Here is a 1602-nt window from a genome sequence, read left to right on the forward strand (position 1 = left end):
GAGGGTAAGCGGCGGGGCGGGGGCTCATGGAGCCTCCGCGCCCGGCGGGCGGAGCGCCGCTTCCCGGCCGCCTCGCCCCTGCCCCGCCCCACCCGGAGCGGTCAGAGCGCCCGAAGCGGTCAGAGCGGTCTGAGCGGTCAGAGCACCTTGCCCGGATTGAGCAGCCCCAGCGGGTCGAACACCGCCTTGATCCCCCGCTGCATCTCCATCGCCACCGGCCCGGCCTCCCGCGCCAGCCATTCCTTCTTCAGCAGCCCCACACCATGCTCCCCGGTGATCGTGCCGCCGAGCTCCAGCCCCAGCGCCATGATCTCGTCGAACGACTCCCGGGCGCGGCGCGCCTCGTCCTCGTCGGCGGGGTCGAAGCAGACGACGGGGTGGGTGTTGCCGTCGCCGGCGTGGGCGCAGACGCCGATGGTGAGGCCGTGCCGGTCGGCGATGGCGGCGGTGCCGTCGAAGAACGCGGCGAGGCGCCCACGCGGGACGCACACGTCGTCGATCATGGTGGCGGGGCTCAGCCGCTCCAGGGCGGGCAATGACACCCGCCGTGCCTGGAGCAGGAGTTCGGACTCGGCCGGGTCGTCGGCGGGGACGACGTCGGTGGCCCCCGCCGCCGTGCACACCTCGCCGACGGCCACGAGGTCGGGGCCGGGGTCCGGGGTGTCGAAGGCGGCCAGGAGCAGGGCCTCGGTGGACTCCGGGAGGCCCATGCCCGTGTACGAGTTGACGGCCTGGACCGTGGTGCGGTCCATCAGCTCCAGCAGCGAGGGCGCGTGCCCGCGCGCCATGATCCGGCGGACGGCCTCACAGGCGGCGGCGGTGGACGGGAACTCGGCGACGAGCGCGAGCTGCGGCGCCGGCGCGGGCCGCAGGGCGAGCACGGCCCGGACGACGACGCCGAGGCTGCCCTCGGAGCCGACGAACAGCCGCGTCAGGTCGTACCCCGCGACACCCTTGGCGGTGCGACGGCCGGTGGTGAGCAGCCGCCCGTCGGCGAGGACGACGTCCAGCCCGAGCACGTACTCCGCCGTGACGCCGTACTTGACGCAGCACAGACCGCCGGAGGCGGTGCCGATGTTGCCGCCGATGGTGCACTGCTCCCAGCTGGACGGGTCGGGCGGGTAGTACAGCCCGTGCTCGGCGACCGCGCGGGAGAGCACGGCGTTGACGACGCCCGGTTCGACGACGGCGATGCGCTCGACCGGGTCGATCTCCAGGATCCGGTCCATTTTGACCAGCGACAGCACGACGCAGCCGTCGACGGCGTTCGCCGCGCCCGACAGCCCGGTGCGGGCCCCCTGCGGGACGACGGGGACGCGGAGCGCGGTCGCGGTCCGCATGACGTGCCGGACCTGCTCCACGGTGCGGGGCAGGACGACGGCGGCGGGTGCGCCGGCGGGACAGAAGCCGGCCATGTCGTTGGCGTAGGAGGCGGTGACGTCGGGGTCGGTGAGGACCGCCGCGTCCGGGAGCCCTTCGCGCAGGAGACTGATCAGATCGCCCATACGTTCACCTTCCCACCCGCGCCCGGCCGGTGGTAGATCGCGGACCGCGCGGGCGCGGCGCGGCCCCGCGGGGGTGGGGGCGGGACCGCGCCGGGTC

General features: G+C 74.8%; 1 protein-coding gene. It reads right to left on the reverse strand.

From position 1 onward, the window contains the following. Positions 1–137 precede the first annotated feature (137 nt). Complete coding sequence (locus ACSNOK_RS32940) at positions 138–1505, reverse strand: FAD-binding oxidoreductase (RefSeq protein WP_436784457.1); 1368 nt, start codon at positions 1503–1505, stop codon at positions 138–140. Positions 1506–1602 lie beyond the last annotated feature (97 nt).

The sequence above is a fragment of the Streptomyces sp. URMC 126 genome (assembly GCF_051386555.1).
Lineage (GTDB): Bacteria > Actinomycetota > Actinomycetes > Streptomycetales > Streptomycetaceae > Streptomyces.

Bases quoted from the DNA above. Each gene is read 5' to 3' on its own strand.
- ACSNOK_RS32940 (WP_436784457.1), bottom strand. From the start codon at position 1,505: ATGGGCGATCTGATCAGTCTCCTGCGCGAAGGGCTCCCGGACGCGGCG.